This window comes from Bradyrhizobium sp. R2.2-H (assembly GCF_004346455.1).
Lineage (GTDB): Bacteria > Pseudomonadota > Alphaproteobacteria > Rhizobiales > Xanthobacteraceae > Bradyrhizobium > Bradyrhizobium diversitatis.
In genome coordinates this window covers 1-20682 of record NZ_SMBR01000014.1, presented here as the reverse complement: position 1 = coordinate 20682, position 20682 = coordinate 1, and the positions used below count along the sequence as shown (strand labels likewise).

Sequence of the window (20682 nt, the reverse complement as noted above, 5' to 3'; positions counted from 1 at the left end):
CCGGATGGAGCGCAGCAGCGAAATCCGGGCTACCGCCGCCTCATGTCAGCACCTTGACCCCGCCGAACGACGTCACGCGGCCCTGCTTCAGCAAAACGATCTGCGTCGCGAGCTGGCGCAGCTCGGCGGCGTCGTGGCTGACATAGACCATCGGCACGTTGGCTTCATCCCGCAGCCGCACCAGGTAGGGCAGGATCTCGAGCTTGCGGCCCTCGTCGAGCGCGCCGAGCGGCTCGTCGAGCAGCAAGAGCCGCGGCCTGGACAGCAGCGCGCGTCCGAGCGCGACGCGCTGGCGCTCGCCGCCGGAGAGCTTTCCGGGACGGCGATCGAGCAGCGCACCGATGTCGAGCAGGTCGACGATGCGCTTGTGCTGTGAGGCATCGGGCGGCAGGCGGTTCATCCGCCGTCCATAGTCGAGATTCTGCGCGACGTTGAGATGCGGAAACAGCCGCGCGTCCTGGAACACATAGCCGATGCGGCGGCGCCAGGTCGGGACATGGATGCCGGCCGCGGTGTCGTCGACGGTTTCGCCATCGATCACGATGGTGCCGCGGTCCGGCCGCAACAGCCCTGCGATCATGTTGACCAGTGACGTCTTGCCGGCGCCCGAGGCGCCGAACAGGCCGATGGCACGGCCTTCGCTGGCGAAGGATGCATGCAGCGAGAATTCGCCGAGCTGCTTTTCGATGTCGACGCGCAGCATGGTCAGTTTCCGTGCAGCCGCGCGGTGGCGCGGCGGGCGAACCATTCGGCGGCGATCAACGCGCCCAGCGCCAGCACGATCGAGACGATCACCAGCCGTCCCGCCGCGGCATCGCCGTCCGGGGTCTGGATCAGCGAATAGATCGCCGAGGATATCGTCTGGGTCTCGCCGGGAATGTTGGAGACGAAGGTGATCGTCGCGCCGAACTCGCCGATCGCCTTGGCGAAGCCCAGCACCATGCCGGCGAGCACGCCGGGCAGCGCCAGCGGCAGCGTCACCGTGAAGAACACTTTCCACGGCGCAGCGCCGAGCGTCTCGGCCGCCTGCTCGAGCCGGCGGTCGATCGCCTCGATCGACAGCCGCATCGGCCGCACCAGGAGCGGGAACGACATCACGCCGCAGGCCAGCGCCGCGCCGGTCCAGCGGAACGCAAAGACGATGCCGAGATGGTCGGCGAGGAAGCCGCCGACGAGGCCGCGGCGGCCGAACGTCAGCAGGAGCAGATAGCCGGTGACGACAGGCGGCAGCACCAGGGGCAGATGCACAATGGCGTCGAGCAGCGACTTGCCCCAGAAATCACGCCGCGCGAGCAGCCACGCCAGCGCGATGCCGAATGGCGTCGCCACCAGCGTTGCGATGATGGCGACCCTGAGCGAGAGCAGGATCGCCGTCCATTCGGCGGGAGAGATGTCGGACATCAAGCCGCAGGCATCAAGTCGTGGGACTGACCAGGAACCTGAAGCCGTACTTTTCAAAAATGGACTTGGCCGCCGAGGAGCGCAGGAAGGCCAGATAGCCGCCGGTCTCGCCCTTGGCGGTCGTGGTCGCGGCGACGGGATAGACGATCGCGGGATGCGAAGCTGCCGGGAAGGTGCCGATGGTTTTCACGCCGGGCTCGACCTTTGCATCGGTCGAGTAGACGATGCCGAGACTGGCTTCGCCGCGGGCGACCAGCGTCAGCGCGGCGCGGACGCTCTCGGCCATGGCGAATTTCGGCTCCGCGGCCTGCCAGGCGCCGAGCTTCTCCAGCGCGGCCTTGGCATATTTGCCGACTGGCACGGACTTGACGTCGCCGGTCGCGATCCTGCCGTCGCCGGCGAGCCTGGCGAGGTCGAAGCCTTGCGCGATGTCGACGTTGTCGATCCTGGCATCCTTCGGCGCGATCAGCACGATGCTGTTGCCGAGCAGGTTGACTCTGGAAGGTTCATTGATGGTCTTCTTGGCGATCGCGTAGTCCATCCAGTCGGTGTCGGCCGAGACGAACACGTCGGCCGGCGCGCCCTGCTCGATCTGCTTGGCCAGCACCGAGCTCGCCGCATAGCTGACGCTGAACTTGACGCCGGTCTTGGCGGTGTAGGCGGCGTCGATCTCGTCCAGCGCGTTCTTCATCGAGGCGGCGGCGAATACGGTGATGGTCTTGTCCTCGGCAGCGGCGGGCGAGAGGGCCGCGCCCGCGAGGATCATGAAGGCGGTGAAAAGTCCTGAAATGCGTAACATTGGGAGCGCTCCGTGCAAGTCCGCGCGCGGCAAGATGCACGCGCAAGTCTGGCGTTGGGTGGGTTGATGCGATGGGTGGAAGCGCTGCTCCACGGGGCCCGGCAGCGGCTTACGACCGGCAGGGATATCGCAATTGCGAAGATAGCAGGCTTGCGCCTCCGGTCAAAGGCGACCGTTGGTCTGACCGCATGACCCGGAAGACGCGCAGCGGTTTTCCGGAAAGGTCATGCGCAAACAACAACGTACCCGTCTATTGCGCCGGCAGGATCGCAATGGAGACCGAATTTTCCTTGGCACCGCTGACCTGCAGGACGAAAGGTTGTGCCGACAGCTCGTATTTCATGGTCTTGCGGATGCCATCGCAATCGGTCGCGCCGCTGAAGTCCATGGGCTTGAGGACATGCCCGTCCTGGACCACGTCGACCCAGGCGCCGGCCGACAGGCTGATCGTGTAGAGCCCGGCCTTTGGCGTCTTGATGCTGGTGAAGCCGGCAAAAGTGCCGTCCTTCGGCGCCCGCTCCGGCGGCGAGGGCAATTTCGCTTCGCTCGGGGCGACCAGCCCCAGCGTGATGGCCGATGCGGGCAGGGCGGTCTGCTCGCTTCCCGAGGCGAGCTTGGCGCGATCGGGTGCGGTCAGCGCGGCGCGCTCGCGCTCGATCGGCCATTTGAATTTGTCGCAGCCGCTGGGCTCCTCGGCGAAGGCGGAAGTCGCGCTGATCGTGAGCGCAGCGAGGAAGGTGACGGCGCGCATGTGAAATCCCATCGTTGGCCACGCGATAGCGCGAGGCTTGCGGTCAGGCTTGTTGGCAGATGGGATCACATCCCGGGATGCCGCGGGCTTACGGCTCGGCGGGAAAGCGATCGTAGCGCATTTAGGCGTTGCGAACCAATCAACTCGTTCGCCGTCCCAGACAAGCGCGCCGCAATCACCGCTGTCGTCCCGGGTTCGCTTCGCGCCCCGGGACGACAGCGGTAGGTGAGGCGGCAGCTTACGCTACGGTTTCGCGTCGCCTGCGTGCAGCACCGCCCTGCAGGCCGCGGGCATCTGCGCCAGCGTCATCGGCGGCTTCGGTTTTGGCGGCTCCGGCGGCGGCTTGGGATGCAGCACCGCGTCGGAGAACCAGTAGGCGAGGTCGGCGGGTTTGCAGCCTTCGCCGTCGGCCTGTGACGGCTGGCCCTCGCATTCGCCGGCCCCCGGCGGGCAGCGCATGCGGATGTGGAAGTGGTAGTCGTGGCCCCACCACGGCCGGATCTTCGACAGCCAGGTGCGATCGCCCTTGGCCTCGCGGCACAGTGCCTTCTTGATCGCGGCGTTGACGAAGATACGTTGCACGGCGGGCTCCCGCGCCGCATCGCGCAGCACCAGCACGTGGCCCGGCGTGAACACCTTGGGGTCGATGTCGAGCCGGTCCGGCCGCACCATCATCACCGCCGACATGTCCTCGCGCTCCTCGCGCGAGAGCCGGCGGTTCGGCATCGGCGTCAGCCAGATGTCGGCGTCGAGGCCGATCTGGTGGCTGGCATGGCCTGACAGCGCCGGACCGCCGCGCGGCTGGGCGATGTCGCCGACCAGGATGCCGGGCCAGCCTGCATCCTCGTGCGCCTTCGCTGCGAGCCGCTTGATCAGCGCGATCATGTCGGGGTGGCCGTAGCTGCGATTGCGCGACAGCCGCATCACCTGCCAATGGTCGCCGTTGACCGGAATCTGCACCGCGCCGCCGATGCAGCCCCTGGCGTAGGAGCCGATGACATGGGCCGGCCCCTTCGACGGCAGCAGCTTTCGCGCGAACAGCTCCTTGGCGGGGAGATCGGGGTCGTTCGGATTGGCGAGCGGCGGCAGCGGCTTCGGGTTGATGCTGCCCTTGTCCTGGCCCAGCGCACCGCCGGCAGCCGGCAGAGCAAGCGAGAGCAGGAGGAGTGTGATGCTGCGGCGACTCATGCTGACGTCCTTATAGCCCAATGCGGCATCGGGGTTAACAACGAGGCATTGAGCGGACCGCACATCACGGCGCACGGGCCCAAATCGCGTCTCAAATGGCCGCTTTTTAACGCCGCAATAACCGTATCCCGCATTGACCAAAATTCGTGCGCGGAGGGAGGAATATCTGGGGACCGCATGCAATCGCGCACGATTTCGGAACGGATTCAAGCGCGCGCGCAATTTTGCGCCGGATCGTCCATTGATTGCGGTGCCGGACCGAGTTCGAAGGCGCTTGCCGCCGCGGCCGCGCCGCGCAAACAGGCAGCAGGGTGTGCTTCGCGCGGACCGCGGTCGGGCAAGATTACTTTTTTTTCAGACACTTGCCTCAAGACTTGCGGCCGCCGGGCGCGCGACTGGGACGAGTGAAGTTGAGTTTGGGGTCTCGAAAGACGAAAAAGCGAAAGCAAGACGTGCTTGCCCGCACCGGCAGGAAGGCGCGTAAGCCGCGTTTCGCGTGTGCGCCGCGAGACCTTGTCGAGCGCGACGAAGTCCTGCGCAGTCGCGCCGAGGCGGAAGCCGCGATTGCGGAAGCGCGCAAATCCCATGAACGCCTGCGCCAGGCCATCGACATCCTGCCGCAGGGCATCGTGTTCCTCGATGCCGAAGGCCGTTACGTCCTCTGGAACAAGAAATACGCCGAGATCTACAGCAAGACCGCCGATCTGTTCGAGGAAGGCGCACGCCTCGAAGACACGCTGCGCATCGGCGTCGCCCGCGGCGACTATCCCGAGGCCATCGGTCATGAGGACGAGTGGATCGCCGAACGTCTGCAAAAGCTCTATCAGCCCGGTGCGCGCCACGAGCAGAAGCTGTCGGACGGTCGCGTCATCCTGATCGACGAGCGCCTGACCGAGGACGGCGGCGTCGTCGGCCTGCGCGTCGACATCACCGAATTGAAGCAGCGCGAGGCCTCTTTCCGCCTGCTGTTCGACGGCAATCCCGTGCCCATGATCGTCTGCGCGCTGGATGACGAGCGCATCATCGCCGTCAACGACGCCGCGGTCGCGCATTACGGCTACAGCCGGGCCGAGTTCGAGCGGCTGAAGATCCGCTCGCTGCAGGCCTTCGACAGCGAGCCGCCCTGGACCGCCGACCACTCCAGCGAGGAACAGGCCGGCCGCACCTGGAAGCATGTCAAGGCCGATGGGACGCTGATCGACCTTGCGATCTACTCCCGCGAACTGACCTATGCCGAGCGGCCCGCGGTGCTGCTTGCGCTGATGGACATCACCGAGCGCAAGCGCGCCGAGGCGCGGCTCGCCTTCATGGCCCAGCATGACGGGTTGACCGGCCTGCCCAATCGCAGCCTGCTGCGGCAGCAGATGGATGAAATGCTGCTGCACACGCGGCGCAGCGCCGAGAAGGTCGCGCTCCTGATGCTGGGGCTCGACAATTTCAAGGCGGTCAACGACACGCTGGGGCATGCGGTCGGCGACAAGCTCCTGCGCGGTGTCGCCAAGCGGCTGCGCTCGACTCTGCGCGAAGAGGACGCGCTGGCGCGGCTCAATTCCGACGAGTTCGCGATCGTGCAAGGCGGACTGACCCGTCCCGAGGACGCGGTGATGCTGGCCAAGCGCCTGCTGGAAGCCATCGCCGATCCCTATCTGCTCGACGGCCATTCCGTGGTGATCGGCGCCTCGATCGGCATCGCCATGTCGCCCGGCGACGGCGACGATTCCGAGAAGCTGCTCAAGAGCGCCGACATGGCGCTGTCGCGCGCCAAGCTGGACGCGCGCGGCACCTTCGCCTTCTTCGAGGCCGCGCTGGATGCGAAGGCGCAGGGCCGCCGCAAGACCGAAGTCGAGCTGCGCGACGCGATCCAGAACGACGTGCTCCGTCCCTATTACCAGCCGCTGATCGATCTCCAGAGCGGCCGCATCACCGGCTTCGAGGCGCTGGTGCGCTGGCCGCATGCCGAGCGGGGCATGGTCTCGCCGGCCGAATTCATTCCGGTCGCCGAGGACACCGGCCTGATCAATCCGCTCGGCGGGCAGATGCTGCGCCGCGCCTGCCTGGACGCCGCGGCCTGGCCCGACGACGTTCGCGTCGCCGTCAACCTGTCGCCGCTCCAGTTCCGCAGCGGCAATCTGCTCTCGGTGGTGACGGACGCACTGAAACATTCCGGCCTGCCGCCGCGCCGGCTCGAGCTCGAGATCACCGAGACGCTGCTCCTGGAGAAGAGCGCACAGGTGCTGGCGACGCTGCACGCGCTGCGCGCGCTCGGAGTGCGCATCTCGATGGACGATTTCGGCACCGGCTATTCCAGCCTCAGCTATTTGCGCAGCTTCCCGTTCGACAAGATCAAGATCGACCAGTCCTTCGTGCGCGATCTCGGGGCCAACCGCGAGGCGCAGGCGATCATCCGCTCCATCGTCAGCCTCGGCAAGGCTCTCGGCGTCACCATCACCGCCGAAGGCGTCGAGACCGAGGCCGAGCTGAGCTGTCTTCGCGCCGAAGGCTGCCACGAGGGCCAGGGCTTTCTGTTCAGCAAGGCCCGGCCCAATGCGGAGATCATCGGCCTCTTGCAGGCGCAGCGCGGCATCGATGGCGACGAGGACGCGGCGTTGGTGGCGTGAGGCAGCAGCATGCGCCCGCAAAGGTGCTGCGTTCCCTCGCCCCGTTCTTACGGGGAGAGCTCAAGATCTTAAGCCGCCCGCAGTCCGGCCAAAAACGTATCCACGCTTCGCATCAGCGCCGAGGCATGTTGCCCGAGCTCGTCCGTGGCGACCATGACGTTGCCGGCCAGTGTCCGCGACTGGTCGGCGGACTGGCTGGCGCCGGTGACATTGGCCGAGACGTCCGTGGTGCCGGCCGAGGCCTGCTGCACGCTGCGGGCGATCTCCCGCGTTGCCGAACCCTGCTCCTCGACCGCGGCGGCAATCGTGTTGGCAATGCCGCTGATCTCGCGGATGGTGTCGGTGATCCCGGAGATCGCGACGACGCAATTGCCGGTGGCGGCCTGGATTGCGGTGACCTGGCTCGCGATCTCGTCGGTCGCCTTCGCGGTCTGGCTCGCCAGCTCCTTCACTTCGGCGGCGACCACGGCAAAGCCGCGGCCAGCTTCGCCCGCGCGGGCTGCCTCGATCGTGGCGTTGAGCGCGAGCAGGTTGGTTTGGCTGGCGATCTCGCTGATCAGCCGTAGCACGTCGCCAATACGCTCGGCGGCGGTGGCAAGGCTCGTGACCATCTCGGTCGTTTCCGCGGCCTTGACCACGGCGCCGCTCGCAACCTCGCTGGAATGGGTGACCTGACGGCCGATCTCGTTGACAGATGACGCCAGCTCCTCGGTCGCCGCCGCGACGGCGTTGACGCTGGCCGAGGCTTCCTCGGACGCCGTCGCTGCGGCGGAAGCGCGCTGCGAGGTGCCGTTGACGCTGATGGTGATCTCGCCGGCGACGCTCTGCATGCCCTCGGTCGCCTTTGCCACGGCGGCCACTACGCCCTTGACGTCGGCCTCGAAGCGGTCGGCCATCTGGCGCTGCAGTGCTTGCTTCTCCACCTCGGCGTTAGCCTTGTCCGCCTCCTGCGCCTCGCGCAGGGCGCCCGCTTCGAGCATGTTGCGGCGGAACACGTCCACCGCCTTGGCCATGGTGCCGAGCTCGTCCCGGCGTTCACTTCCGGGGATGGTGACGCTGGTATCGCCGCTCGACAGCCGGTTCATGACCGCAGTGATCGCGGTGAGCGGCCGCGACAGGCCGCGCCCGAGCAGCAGCGCCAGCACGATCGCGACGGCAAGGATCGCAACCGTGCCGAGGATCAGGTTGCGCTCGGCTGTGGCGAACGCGGCCTCATACTCGGTCGTGTCCTTGATGATCTCGATCACGCCGACCGGCGCTCCCGCATAGTTCTTGATCGGCCCGGCATAGACCTCGACCGGATGACCGTCGAGCTCAGCCTCATGCCGTATCGCCGAACCGTCGATTGCGCTCTTCAATTGATCCGGCGGAGTGACGACCGTGCTGCCGAACGTTGAAGACAGCTTGTTCAGGTTCTTGCCGTCGAGCGAGTAGACCGCGAGGTCGATGCCAAAGCGCTTCTTGGCGCGGTCCACGAATTCCTTGCCGAAGGCGGCGCCAATATCAACGTTGGCAAGACTTTTGCCGTCGCGCATGATCGGTGTCATGCCGAAGATGCCAAGCGCCTCGCGGCCCGGCTCGACGCCGACGATCTGCCGGCCGCCCCTGATCGCCTCGACCACGGTCTCGCGGCGCGTGGAGACGTCATCGCCGAACACCTTGGGAGCATGCACGCGATAGAACGCGACCGCGGGTGGAACCTGGAAGGTGATGAGCGGGATACCCTGCGCCTTCAGCGATTTGTTGGCCTCGCCAAGCAGGGCGGCCAGGCCGTCGCGGTCGCCCTTGGCTATGGCATCGCCGACCGGCGGCAGCGCCGCGATCACGGCGGAGACCGCCAGTGCCGAACGGCCTTCATACTCGATCGCCGCGATCACGCTCTCATATTGCAGCTTGAGCTGCTGATCGAGCGCCATCCGCGTCAGCGCCCGCTGCTGGGTGATCGAGAAGCCGGAGAGAATGGCGCAGGCCACCGCCACGGTGAGTGCGATGGCGAGGATCAGGCGGGCGGCAATCGACTTGATCTTGAACATGAAGAATTCCCGGGCAATTCCAAATTCCATCTTTTGTGGAATAGTCGCAGAAATTGCTTAACAACAAGGGCGGGTGGCCTCCGTGTTTAAACGGAGTCGGCTGTCATCCTTTTGCATGACTCGATGCAGTGGGCGCATGGAAAGCTGGTTTTTCGTTGCGAACAGAGACAACGCGACGCAGTCATTCCTGCCGACGCCTACCGGCTTCCGGCGAGGATCGTCTTCCCCACATCCTCATAGTGCGTGTCGCGCGCCTGGATCTGCTGCGCGATGGCGTGCATGTCGCGGAACCGGCGCTCGAACGGATTGCTGCGGAACACCGCGGTCGCGCCGGCCATGTGATAGGCCGTGTCGACCACACGTGCGGATTGATGGATGGTCCAGGTCGCGGCGAGGCGGACCGCGCTGCGATGCGCCGCGCTGAATTCGCCGGTCGCAGCGAGGTCGCGCCACATCGCGTTCGCAGCCGCATAGAGATAGGCGCGCGCGGCACGCAAATCACCCTCGGTGCGGCCGATCAGCCCCTGGACCGTCCCGTTGTCGCGCATGGCGCCGGCCGCCAGCGATTGGTGCTTCTCCCGTGCCAGCGTGATGGCGGCATCCAGCGTGGCGCGCGCGACGCCCAGCGACACCGCGGCAAAGCCGAGGCTGAAGGTCGCGCCGGTGCCGATCTTGTAGAGCGGGCCCGGCTCACGCAGCGCCGACGGCACGTCGCGAAACGTCGTGAAGCGCTCGGGGATGAAGAGCTCGTTGACCTCGTAGGAGTCCGTGCCGGTGCCGGCGAGCCCGATCGCCTGCCAGACGTCGTGCAGGGTCGCGCGCGCAACCGGAAACAGGATGGTGCGCACCTCCGGCGACCCGTCGGCATTCTTGCGCGGCACGCCGTCAGCCCCGACGATGCGGACATGCGCGCCGAGCCAGCTCGCCTGCCGCGAGCCCGAGGCGAAGTCCCAGCGCGCGCTGACGCGATAGCCGCCCTCGACGATGCGCGCCTCATGCGCGATCGCGCCCCAGGCGAGGATGCCGGGCGGCGTGTTGAAGATTTCCTGCGCGGTGTCGTGATCGAGCCAGGCCGCGATCATCGCGCAGACACCGCACTGGCCGAGACACCAGGCCGTCGAGGCATCCGCCTTGGCGATCTCCTCCAGCATCTGCATGAAGGCTTCGATGGGGGCCTCGGCGCCGCCGAGGCTGTGCGGCAGCAGCGCGCGGTAGAGCCCGTTCTCGATCAGGGCATTGACGACCGCAGGCGTCAGCCGACGGCTCCGCTCGATCGCGTCGGCTTCGCGAGCCACCAAAGGGGCGATCGCGCGCGCCCGCTCGACCAGGCCAAATCCGGAAAGCTCGGACATTCGCGCTTCTTCGCTCCTTCTGCCGTGAGCGGTAGAAGCCAGATGTTGATCCATCTGGCTGACGGGATCAAGGCGATGCGGTCGGTTGACCGCCGAGACCATCGTTCGGGAATGAGGGCTTCGCCGCTATTCCTGGTGGGTCCCCCGACGACGATGGCGCCGCGGCGATGGCGTTCTGGACCATCGCAGCGCCGCAATGTACCTTCATCGGCTGCTTGAATTGACAATACGGCGGCGACCACGGTCACCCGGGCCGATCGGGCCAGCAAGCGCCGACGCGGCGAGACGCTCCGATGACGAAATGCAGTACGCGGAAGTGAAATGGATGTCGGGCATACCGGCCCCCCTGAAGGAGCGCGATCTTCGGATCGATCTCTTTCGGGGCCTTTCCCTATGGTGGATCTATATCAATCACATCCCGGAAAGCTATCTGAACCGGTTCACGCCCAAGAATTTCGGCTTCAGCGATGCGGCGGAGATTCTCGTATTCCTGTCGGGCCTTGCGTCCGGCATCGTATACGGCGACCTGATGCGTCAGTCCGGCTTTGCGGCCGCGAGCTGGCGCATGTTGCGGCGTTCGTTCGAAATCTACGTCGCGCAGATCATGACTGTCGTCCTGTTGCTGGCGGAGGTGGCGTACATCGCGGCATGGCAGCCCGAAATGTTCGATCACGCCAACCTGGCCATCCTGCTACAGGAGCCCGCAGAGACACTGGTTCAGGTGGCACTGCTGCGCTATTCCCCGGTCAATCTCGACCCTCTGCTCCTGATGGTCATACTCCACTTCGCGCTCATCCTCATCGTGCCGCTGACGATACGCGCCTGGCCGCTGGCCCTGACCGGATCCGTTGCTCTCTATGTTCTCGCCCATCTGTTCGACTGGTACATCCCGGCCTATCCGAGGGGGCAACTCTATTTCAATCCGCTGAACTGGCAGCTGCTGTTCGTGATCGGGATCTGGTGGGGTGCAAATCGCGGCGATTGGCAGCTGGCCATTCTCAACTCCGGGGCTCTTGCCGTTCTGGCGGTGGCCTACCTGCTTTTCTCGTTCGTGATCACCCTGGGCTGGCAGATCCACGCGATCGAGGCCTATGTGCCGGGATGGCTGTCGCGCCTGATCTATCCGGTAGACAAGACCAATCTCGATATCCTGCGATTGTTGCATTTTGCCGCGCTCGCGCTGCTCTGCTGGCGCCTTCTTCCGAGCAATGCCAGCATCCTGAAAGCCAGGGCGCTGCTGCCGCTGATACGATGCGGCGAGTATTCGCTCGCGATCTATTGCGCTAGTGTTCTGCTGTCTTTTGCAGCTCATGCACTGCTCAGCCTGGGCTGGAACAGCCTGGCATGGCAGACGCTGATCACTCTCCTGGGCCTGGGCCTGATGAGCGCCATGGCGATGGTGCTCGCCGCCATCGATCGCGGCATGTTTCCCAATCTCAGGCCGTTGTAACTCGAACACGAATGTGCAGGCGCATTGTTCCGCCGTCAGGCCGCGATGCGGCCGAGATCGAGCGATGGCCGGCGCCTGGTCGGGAAGCTCAGCGCCACCGCGACGGCGGCGAGCCCGATCGCGAACGAGCCGGCGTGCAGCCACGTGTAGCGCTGGAAATTGTCGAACACGAGCCCGCCGGCCCAGGGACCGAGCGCCATGCCGAGGCTGGCGAAGGCCGATACCGCGCCGAACACCGTGCCCATGATGCGCGCGCCGAAGAATTCGCGGACCAGCACCGCATAGAGCGGCATCACCCCGCCATAGGCGAGACCGAACACCACCGAGAGCGCGTAGAATTCGCCGAGCTGCCCCACCGCGAGATAGGCCGCGATGCACAGCGCCTGCACCAACAGGCCGCCGACCAGCACGGGCTTGGCACCGATGCGATCGGCGGCCGCGCCCAGCAGCAGGCGCCCGCCGAGCCCGGAGACGCCGGCCACGCTGTAGACGGTCACCGCCGTGAGGGGAGCGATGCCGCAGACCATCGCGTAGGACACCATGTGGAAGATCGGGCCGGAATGCGCGGCGCAGCAGGCGAAATGCGCCGCTGCGAGCGCGATGAACTGCGGCGTGCGCAGCGCCTGCGCCGCGCTCAGCTCGACGTCAGGAGCGGCGTCCGCATTCGTGTTGCCTGGCGCTGCCGGCGCCGGACGCACCAGGAAGCAGGCGGGGATCAGCAGCGCCCAGGCAGCACAGCCGATCACCAGCATCGCGGTGCGCCAGTCATACGTCGTGATCAGCCAGCTCGCGGCCGGCGCGATCGTCACCGGCGACACGCCCATGCCGGCGGAGACGAGAGCTACCGCAAGGCTGCGGTTCTTCTCGATCCAGGCGCTCGCGAGCGCCATCATCGGTGCATAGAAACTGCCGGCGGCAATGCCGATCAGGACGCCGAAGCTCAGCTGGAATTGCCACAGATGTGTGGCCTGGCTCGCGGTGACGAGGCCGAGCCCCAGCAGCAGGCTTCCCGCGAGCACCACGATGCGGGTGCCGAACCGGTCCGACAGCGCGCCCCAGAGGAAAGCGGCCACGCCCATACAGAGGAAATCCAGCGTCGCCGCCGCCGATACCCCGGCGCGCGACCAGCCCATCGCTTCCGAGATCGGCTGCAGGAACACCGCGAGCGACAGCATCGTGCCGAACCCGACGCAGGTCATCAGCGCACCCGCGGCGACGACGACCCAGCCATAGTCGAAGCGTGATGCCTTGCTCATGCGTTTCCTCGGCGATCTTGGTTTTGTTGACGGTGCGCTGGAGGGATGGTGACCCATTGGGTGGCGGAGGGCAAGGTGCCATGCGTTGTTCGCTCGTCCAGGCGAAGGTCCGCCAGACTCATCCTCGCAACGGATGGGTCAACGACAATCGCTCGCTTCAGGTGCACCGAACCATCGCATCGCGGCTCGAGCTGCGTCATCGAGGTGAGGCGCCTGCTCGCTGACCCACGCCACGATGCCGTCCGGCCGCACGAGCAAGGCGGTCACGCCGAATCGATTCCCGACGTCGCCTGCGACATAGTTGATCCGGCCGGTCCAGCGGCGTGCAAGCGCCTCGAGCGATGGCCGGACGTCGAAGTCCAGCAACAGGCCTTGTCCAGTCCGGAGCAGCTCGGCGGGACGTGTGCCATCGGCGAACGTGAACTCCGGCACGCCGCGGCCGACAAGCGGATGTGTATCGCCGAGATCGTAGCGGAGAGAGATGCCCCACACGCGTCCGGCGAAATAGGTCGCGCCGTCGCGCGTGTCGATGAGATCGCGGATGATCGCCTCGAGCGCGCGCGAGCTCCTGCTGGGACGCATGAGCGCGACTTGGGCGCGCGACCAGTCGAGGATCTGTGCTCCCACAGGATGCCGCTCGGCAGAATAAGTGTCGAGCAAGCCGGCCGGCGCGTCGCCGCGAATGGTCGCCGCGAGCTTCCAGCCGAGGTTCATCGCATCCCCGAGGCCGAGGTTGAGTCCCTGGCCTCCCAGCGGCGAATGGATATGCGCGGCATCACCCGCCAGCAACACACGGCCCTTGCGATAGCCGGTCGCCTGACAGGCGCGGTCGGTCCAGGTGGTGGCGAGCAGAAGGCTCGTCAAGGTCACATCCAGGCCCGAGACCTTGCGCAGCACGACCTCGATCTGGTCGCGTTTCGGCTCGGTGCGATGAGCCATGCCGCCATCGAAATCGACCATCGCGATCGTGCCGGGCGCCGCATAGGTGTACATGCCCGACGCCGTGTAATGGCGACCGGGCTCGAGCGCGGCCGGATCGGCGAGTTCGGCCTGCACGGAATAGCCGGTGAACTCAGGATCGGTGCCGACAAAACCGATGCCCGCCGCCTTTCGCACGGTGCTGCGTCCGCCGTCGCAGCCGACCAGCCAGCGGCCCCGGGCCATTCCGTCAGCTGTTTCAACGGTGACGCTGTCGTCTGATTGCGTGAGAGACTGGACGCCACACCCGCGCCGGATCTCGACGCCCAGCGTCTCCGCGCGGATCGCGAGGACAGCCTCGATGCTTGCCATATCGGCCGCGATGCTGCCGATGGGACCGGGCAGGCGATAGGGCCATCGCGTGCTGTCGATCTGATCGTGGAAGAACTGGATTCCGGCGAAATGACCGCCTGGGCGGCGCTGCTGCTGCATCCAGTGCGCGGCAGCCGGCGTGTCGCGGCCGACCGCCCGGCGCGAGAGCTCGTTCAGCAGGTCGCGGCGATCCAGGCTCTCGATGGTCGGCACCGAAAGTCCGCGCAGCCCGAACGGCAAGCCCTTCAGCGGCGAATGCGGCTCCGGCGCTTTTTCCAGCACCAGCACCGAAGAGCCCGCAAGCCGCAGCTCGCAGGCCAGGAACAAGCCGACGGGACCGGCGCCGGCGATGATGACGTCATAAAGAGCAGTGTCGGGACTTTGCATAAATGCTCCGTTGTCGATCTTCGACTGTCGATGTTCGACCGGAGCGTTTCCCGAACCTTTAGGACCTCACGGACGAACCATGAGCCGCCTGAACGGCGACCGTTGTTCGTCGTGGGGATCCCGGGCACGAGGCCAAAGACCAGAGCTTTCGTTACCGAAAGGACTTGGGCTCACCAGACCAAGTCTGCCTTTTCCGACGTGGTCATTTAGCGTTGGGAGCGCGGCCTCGTCAACGGGCTGTCGGTCGCCGCTCGTCGGATCGATAGGGCGAGCCGAAATCGCTCGGGCGTGATCTACCTCAAATTGCAAGCATGGGTCAGCGCTTGCTGACGCCGTCGGCCTGGAGTGGTAGCATGCCGCTCGGTGTCGTTCTCGCAAGCGCACGCAGACACGAGCGTGCGAGGAGGCAAGCGCCATGAAATCGAGAGCCTTGTGCAGGCTACGCGTGTGCCGCCAGTTGTTCTTGCCCGTCATTTTCGTCTCCGCGCTCTGGGCGCCTCTGGCCTGCGCACAGGACCTCCGCGGCGAGCCGGGGCCGGTCTTTTCGGATAGCGGCCCCGATGCCGAACTCTACGGCGCGGCTGAAGGCTATCCGGTTGGCAAGCGGGGCGCGCCCCCTCAGCTCGACAGGCTCGTCGGGAGCTACAGCCATTTCGACGACATCAACCCCTCGCGCACGGTTCGTCGCGCAACGGCGCTGTGGCAATTCAAGCGCGCGCCGGAGCCGTCGATCGTCTACAGTTTTGGTACCGAAAAGCTGGGTATCGCGGACTACCTCAAGCGCAACCCGGCGACGGGGCTCCTGATCGCCAGGGACGACACCATCCTCTACGAGCACTATCAATATGCGCGGACCGATCGTCACCGCTTTGTCTCGCAGTCCATGGCGAAGACGCTGGTGGCCATGCTGGTCGGGATCGCGGTCTCGGAGGGACGGATCAAGTCGATCGACGACCTCGTCTCGATCTACGTGCCCGGCCTTGCAGGCACGGAATATGGCAACACATCCATCCGCGCCTTGCTGAACATGTCGTCGGGCGTCGAATTCTCGGAAGTCTATGACGGGAAGGACGACATCGCCCGGCTCGCGCGAGCGCTCTTCACCGGGGAGCCGAAAGACCCCGCGGCGGTCGTCGCGCAGTTCAACACCAGGACCGCACCGCCGGGGACGAAATGGCACTATGCCAGCGTCGAGACCGAGATACTGGGCCTCGTCCTGCGCGCCGCCACGGGCACGCCGGTCGCCGACTATCTCCACGACCGGATATGGGAGCCCATCGGCACCGAAGCGGATGCATCGTGGGCGATCGACGGCAGCGGGCAAGAGATTGCGTTCTGCTGCTTCAACGCGACCTTGCGCGACTACGCGCGCCTGGCCCGGTTGCTCGCCCATGACGGCGCCTGGGAGGGTCGGCAGCTGATCCCGCGGCAGTGGCTGCTGGATGCCACGACCGTCAGGCCGGCTGATGGCCATCTCGCGCCGCGCGTGGCCACGCCTTATTTCGGCTACGGCTATCAGGTGTGGCTCCTTCCGGGCGAGCAGCGACGATTTGCCCTGCTCGGCATCCGCGGTCAGTTCATCCTGGTCGATCCAGCCACCAAGCTCGTCATGGTGCACACGGCCGTTCGGAAAAAGCCGACCGAGCCGGGCGCACTCCGGGAGCCGCTCGCATTGTGGTCCGCCGTGCTTCAACAGCTCGGGCAGTGACGACCTGATCGTGTCTTGAACCGCAGATATTCGCGATGACCATGTCGGCGCCGACGGGGTTCGATCGTCCTTGGTCTACAAATGTCGAAAGGTGCAGCGGACGGCTCGGCACACAGGGACGTGATGCCGCATCTCGACTGCAAGAATCGAACTGGAGCAATGCCATGAGGATCACCGTCGAAACCAGCGTAGCCGCCCCGATCGATCAGGTCTGGCAGGCCTATACGACGCCTGCCGACATCGTGAAGTGGAACGCCGCCTCCGACGACTGGCATACGACCAGGGCGACGGTCGACCTGCGGGAAGGCGGCGCCTTCTCGTCCCGGATGGAAGCCAAGGACGGCAGCATGGGTTTCGACTTTGCCGGCACCTACACCAGGATCGTCGCGCACGAGCGGATCGAATATGCGTTCGGCGATCGGAAGGCGGAGGTCGAGTTCCTGCCGGGCGCGAAGGGCGTTCTCGTTCGTGTCGTCTTCGACGCCGAAACCACGCACTCGGTCGAGCAGCAGCAGGGCGGCTGGCAAGCGATCCTCGACAATTTTGCACGGTATGTCGAGGCGAAGAAGGTGTGATCAATCGGGTGCCGACGGACACCTGACACACCCTGCGATCATGCCACCATACCCCTGTTTTGCCCGACGAAGCAAATCGATTTCGTAAAATCAAAAAAGCACAATGCCGCCAAGGGGGCGGCTACTGTGCATGGGGTTGTTTTCGCACTTCTTGTTTGCCGCCCGGAGATCGGCCGTCTGCCGGCCCCGGCGACCGGGCCGGCGAGTCCCCAGCCCCGCCTCAGCTGTCCACCTTCAGCGCGGCAATGAAAGCCTCCTGCGGAATGTCGACCTTGCCGAACTGCCGCATCTTCTTCTTGCCTTCCTTCTGCTTCTCCAGAAGTTTTCGTTTACGCGTGATGTCGCCGCCGTAGCATTTTGCGGTGACGTCCTTGCGCAGCGCGCGCACGGTCTCGCGGGCGATCACCTTGCCGCCGATCGCCGCCTGGATCGGGATCTGGAACATGTGCGGCGGAATCAGTTCCTTCATCTTCTCGACCATGGCGCGGCCGCGCCCCTCGGCGCGGGTGCGATGGACCAGCATCGAGAGCGCATCAACCGGCTCGGCATTGACCAGGATCTGCATCTTGACGAGATCGGCCGGCTTGTAGTCGGTGAGGTGATAGTCGAACGAGGCGTAGCCCTTCGAGACCGACTTCAGGCGGTCGTAGAAGTCGAACACGACCTCGTTGAGCGGCAGGTCGTATTTCACCATCGCGCGGGAGCCGACGTAGGTGAGCTCCTTCTGCGCGCCGCGGCGGTCCTGGCACAGCTTCAAGACACTGCCGAGATATTCGTCGGGCGTCATGATCGTGGCCTCGATCCAGGGCTCCTGGATCTCGGCGATCTTGACCACGTCGGGCATGTCGACGGGATTGTGGATCTCGAGCTCGCTGCCGTCGGTGAGCTTCATCTTGTAGATGACGCTCGGCGCGGTCGCGATCAGGTTCAGGTCGAATTCGCGCGACAGCCGCTCCTGGATGATCTCGAGATGCAGCAGGCCGAGGAAGCCGCAGCGGAAGCCGAAGCCGAGCGCGGCCGAGGTTTCCATCTCGAAGGAGAAGCTGGCATCGTTCAGACGCAGCTTGCCCATCGCCGCGCGCAGCGTTTCGAAGTCGTCGGCATCGACCGGGAACAGGCCGCAGAACACCACGGGGATCGCCGGCTTGAAGCCCGGCAGCATTTCCGTAACAGGCTTCCTGTCGTCGGTGATGGTGTCGCCGACACGGGTGTCGGCGACTTCCTTGATCGCGGCGGTGATGAAGCCGATCTCGCCGGGGCCGAGTTCGTCGACCTGCTGCATCTTCGGCGTGAAGAAGCCGACGCGCTCGACGTCGTAGGCCGCGCCCGTGCCCATCATGCGCACGCGCTGGCCCTTCTTCATGGTGCCGTCGACGATGCGCACCAGGACGACGACGCCGAGATAGACGTCGTACCAGCTGTCGACCAGCAGCGCCTTCAGCGTGGCGTCGCGATCGCCCTTCGGCGGCGGCAGACGGGTGACGATGGCCTCCAGCACGTCGGGGACGCCGAGGCCGGTCTTGGCCGAGATCATCACCGCGTCGGAGGCGTCGATGCCGATGACGTCCTCGATCTGCTGCTTGACCTTGTCGGGCTCGGCGGCGGGCAAATCGACCTTGTTCAGGACCGGGACGATCTCGTGATTGTTGTCGAGCGCCTGGTAGACGTTGGCGAGCGTTTGCGCCTCGACGCCCTGGCTGGCGTCGACCACCAGCAGGGAACCTTCGCACGCCGCCAGCGACCGCGAGACTTCGTAGGCGAAGTCGACATGGCCGGGCGTGTCCATCAGGTTGAAGATGTAATCCTTGCCGTCCTTGGCCCGGTACTGCAGGCGCACCGTCTGCGCCTTGATGGTGATGCCGCGCTCGCGCTCGATGTCCATGGAATCGAGCACCTGCTCCTTGCCCGCCATCTCGCGGTCGGAGAGGCCGCCCGTCATCTGGATCAGGCGGTCGGCCAGCGTCGATTTGCCATGGTCGATATGGGCGACGATGGAGAAATTGCGGATGTTGGAAATGGGGACGGTCGTCATGGGCGCGGGATACCACTCACATCCCCGTGCGGCAACCATATTGCTGTATTTTCAGGGCCTTTCTTCACGCCAAGCTGATTCCACGGCAGGCCAAAACGCGCTACGCAACGGCTCATGTCCACCACCTCGATCCCATCCGCCGGAGTGCGGGCGAAGACCCGCTTGAGTACCAACCGCTTCCGGGCCTGGCTGGTTGCCTGCGCGGTCCGTCCCGAGGCGCGCCTGTGGCTGGTGATCCAGCTCGCCATCCTGCATGCCGTGCTCTGGACCTTCATCCTGATCAATATCAAGGCGACGCAGGACGTTCACATGGACGTCGCAGAAGCCTATGGCTGGGGCCAGAAATTCCTCTGGGGTTATGGCAAGCACCCGCCGCTGTCGGGCTGGGTGGCCGGCCTGTGGTTCAAGGTGTTCCCGGCGGCGGACTGGGCGACCTATGCGCTGGCGATGGCGACGGTGAGCGTCGGCATGGTGATCTGCTGGTTCGTGAGCTTGCGCGTGGTGGATGCGCGACGCGCGTTCCTCGTCGTGGTGATGATCGCACTCTACCCGATCTTCAATTTCAAGGGCTTCAAGTACAACCCGGACCTGCTCCAGCTCGTCACGCTGCCGCTCCTGGTGCTCGCTTATCTCAACGCATTCGAGAAGCGGACCTGGCAATCCGGACTCCTGCTCGGCCTCGCCGGCGCACTGGCGCTGATGACCAAATATTGGGTGCTGACCATGATCGGCGCCATCGGCCTCGCCGCGCTGATCCATCCCGACCGGTTGCGATTCCTGTCGTCGCCCGCGCCGTGGGTGGCGATCGCGACGATGGTCGCGGCGATGATCCCGCACATCGTCTGGCTGGCGGATGCGCATTTCGTGCCGCTGACCTATGCCGGCGACACCTACAGCCTCCAGGACAGCGGTCAGGTGCATCGGCTCGTCGCCGGCTATGTGCTGCATAATTTCGGGTTGCTGGCATTGCCGGTCGCGCTCGCGGCGCTGGCCATGGCGCTGGTGCCGCCGTGGATCAAGTTGCTGCTGCGCGCGCCCTCACGCATCGTCACGCGCGCCTGGGCGCGCGGCGGCAATGCCGGCGTCAATCTTTCGCAGGCGCTGAACGTCTGGATGATCCAGATCATCGTCGCCTTCGGCCCGCCGCTCGGCGCGCTGGTCTTCAGCATCTACATGAAGACCGATTGGGGCATCTCGCTGTTCTTCCTGGTTCCGCTCGCGCTGGTCGCGATTCCTGCGTTGCGGGTGCAGAGCGCGGTGCTGTTCAACATCGCCGCGATCTGGCTCGTGCTCAGCGCTGCCACGCTCGCCGCTTCGCCCTGGATCGCCGCGCGCGAGATGGCGGCCAATGGCGGCAACACCGCGACCTATGGCGCGCGCTCGGAGCTGGCGCGCGAGCTGACCCAGGCCTGGCACGCGCGCTTCGCCTCGCGCTGGGCCGTCGTCGCGGGAACGATGGAAACGATTCAGCCGATGGTGTTCTACAGCCCCGATCACCCCAGCCCGTTCACGCCGAACGAAGCCTGGGCTTCCGGGCTGACCTCGCTCGACGACGTCAAGAGATACGGCTTCATCGGCGTGGTCGATGCGACCGACGAACGCCTGCCCAAGTTCGAGAAATGGGTGTCCGAGACCGCGCCGAACGCCGAGCGCATCGTGATGACGACGCGCCGCTTCACCCACGGCAAGGCAGGCCCGTCGATGACCTGGAACGTCTATATCGCAGCGCCGGCAAAGTAGTGGTTCAACCTAGAGCAAAATCTGACCGACTTGGATCGGGAGGGATTCCCATGGGAGTCAAAATCTGATTCACCCTGTGTGCTGGACGAGGAGGCCGGCACA

The 20682-nt window shown here is 65.6% G+C and carries 15 protein-coding genes; 5 read left to right on the top strand and 10 right to left on the bottom strand.

All coding sequences use genetic code 11. The features are described 5' to 3' along the window. Positions 1-40: 40 nt before the first annotated feature. The 5 genes from modC to mepA form a co-directional block, all read right to left on the bottom strand. Positions 41-703, bottom strand: a complete 663-nt coding sequence (gene modC / locus EDE08_RS29990; protein ID WP_131872461.1) for a molybdenum ABC transporter ATP-binding protein — start codon at positions 701-703, stop codon at positions 41-43. 2 nt (positions 704-705) lie between these two features. Further along, complete coding sequence (gene modB, locus EDE08_RS29985; RefSeq protein WP_131872459.1) at positions 706-1401, bottom strand: molybdate ABC transporter permease subunit; 696 nt, start codon at positions 1399-1401, stop codon at positions 706-708. A 13-nt stretch (positions 1402-1414) separates the two neighbouring features. Next, positions 1415-2200 (bottom strand): molybdate ABC transporter substrate-binding protein, encoded by a 786-nt coding sequence (gene modA, locus EDE08_RS29980; RefSeq protein WP_131872457.1) that lies wholly within the window; start codon positions 2198-2200, stop codon positions 1415-1417. 250 nt (positions 2201-2450) lie between these two features. Next, a complete protein-coding gene (locus tag EDE08_RS29975; protein ID WP_165936275.1) occupies positions 2451-2951 on the bottom strand; it encodes a hypothetical protein in 501 nt (166 codons plus the stop codon). Between the two features lie 243 nt (positions 2952-3194). Next, positions 3195-4139: a penicillin-insensitive murein endopeptidase gene (mepA, locus tag EDE08_RS29970; RefSeq protein ID WP_131872453.1), complete on the bottom strand. Its 945-nt coding sequence runs from the start codon at positions 4137-4139 to the stop codon at positions 3195-3197. A 452-nt stretch (positions 4140-4591) separates the two neighbouring features. On the opposite strand from mepA, the gene EDE08_RS29965 reads away from it, so the two are divergent. Further along, entirely contained in the window at positions 4592-6757 is a 2166-nt protein-coding gene (locus EDE08_RS29965; protein WP_131872451.1) for an EAL domain-containing protein, read from the top strand. 68 nt (positions 6758-6825) lie between these two features. On the opposite strand, the gene EDE08_RS29960 is transcribed toward EDE08_RS29965, so the two are convergent. Then, positions 6826-8790: a methyl-accepting chemotaxis protein gene (locus tag EDE08_RS29960; RefSeq protein WP_131872449.1), complete on the bottom strand. Its 1965-nt coding sequence runs from the start codon at positions 8788-8790 to the stop codon at positions 6826-6828. A 197-nt stretch (positions 8791-8987) separates the two neighbouring features. Continuing rightward, positions 8988-10142 (bottom strand): acyl-CoA dehydrogenase family protein, encoded by a 1155-nt coding sequence (locus tag EDE08_RS29955; RefSeq protein ID WP_131872447.1) that lies wholly within the window; start codon positions 10140-10142, stop codon positions 8988-8990. 196 nt (positions 10143-10338) lie between these two features. Here EDE08_RS29955 and EDE08_RS29950 point away from each other — a divergent pair, with 196 nt between their 5' ends. Continuing rightward, positions 10339-11592 (top strand): OpgC domain-containing protein, encoded by a 1254-nt coding sequence (locus EDE08_RS29950; RefSeq protein ID WP_245524924.1) that lies wholly within the window; start codon positions 10339-10341, stop codon positions 11590-11592. Positions 11593-11627: 35 nt separating this feature from the next. Here EDE08_RS29950 and EDE08_RS29945 read toward each other — a convergent pair whose 3' ends face one another. Together EDE08_RS29945 and EDE08_RS29940 are read right to left on the bottom strand one after the other, a co-directional pair. Next, on the bottom strand, positions 11628-12848 hold the full coding sequence (locus EDE08_RS29945; RefSeq protein ID WP_131872445.1) for an MFS transporter: 1221 nt from the start codon (positions 12846-12848) through the stop codon (positions 11628-11630). Positions 12849-12986: 138 nt separating this feature from the next. Continuing rightward, positions 12987-14525, bottom strand: coding sequence for an FAD-dependent monooxygenase (locus EDE08_RS29940; protein WP_131872443.1), 1539 nt, complete (start codon positions 14523-14525; stop codon positions 12987-12989). A gap of 415 nt (positions 14526-14940) precedes the next feature. On the opposite strand from EDE08_RS29940, the gene EDE08_RS29935 reads away from it, so the two are divergent. Beyond that, the gene (locus EDE08_RS29935) at positions 14941-16233 is read left to right on the top strand and encodes a serine hydrolase domain-containing protein (protein ID WP_165936276.1); all 1293 of its coding nucleotides are present in this window, start codon (positions 14941-14943) and stop codon (positions 16231-16233) included. 164 nt (positions 16234-16397) lie between these two features. Continuing rightward, a complete protein-coding gene (locus EDE08_RS29930; RefSeq protein WP_131872441.1) occupies positions 16398-16808 on the top strand; it encodes an SRPBCC family protein in 411 nt (136 codons plus the stop codon). A 220-nt stretch (positions 16809-17028) separates the two neighbouring features. On the opposite strand, the gene lepA is transcribed toward EDE08_RS29930, so the two are convergent. Further along, a complete protein-coding gene (gene lepA / locus EDE08_RS29925; protein WP_061882520.1) occupies positions 17029-18840 on the bottom strand; it encodes a translation elongation factor 4 in 1812 nt (603 codons plus the stop codon). A 114-nt stretch (positions 18841-18954) separates the two neighbouring features. Between lepA and EDE08_RS29920 the strand changes: the two genes are divergently transcribed. After that, complete coding sequence (locus EDE08_RS29920) at positions 18955-20580, top strand: glycosyltransferase family 39 protein (protein ID WP_131872439.1); 1626 nt, start codon at positions 18955-18957, stop codon at positions 20578-20580. Positions 20581-20682: the final 102 nt, after the last annotated feature.